The organism is Chromohalobacter sp. HP20-39, assembly GCF_033052815.1.
Lineage (GTDB): Bacteria > Pseudomonadota > Gammaproteobacteria > Pseudomonadales > Halomonadaceae > Chromohalobacter.
Window position 1 is genome coordinate 1 of the sequence record NZ_JAWHTP010000910.1, and the last position, 254, is coordinate 254.

Below are 254 nucleotides of genomic sequence, written 5' to 3' on the forward strand. Positions count from 1 at the left end.
GTGGAAACGGCGCGTGCGCGCTACGACCAGGCGCTGGCCAGCTACCGGGGCAAGGTGCGGCAGGCCGTGCAGGAAGTGGAAGACGCCTTGGTGCGTCTGGATGCTTCTGACCGTCGGGTCGATGCGGCCACGATGGCTGACACGCAATACGCGAAGGTGCTGGAGGCGTCCAACGCGCGCTACCGCCTGGGCGCAGGCAGCCTGTTGCAGCTTGAGGATGTGCGGCGCACGGCGTTGCAGGCTTCGCAATCGTT

General features: G+C 66.9%; 1 protein-coding gene. It reads left to right on the forward strand.

The window, feature by feature from the left end; all coding sequences use genetic code 11:
* Positions 1-254: TolC family protein (locus tag RVY79_RS20615; RefSeq protein ID WP_317466462.1), on the forward strand; the 254-nt coding region annotated here is incomplete at both ends.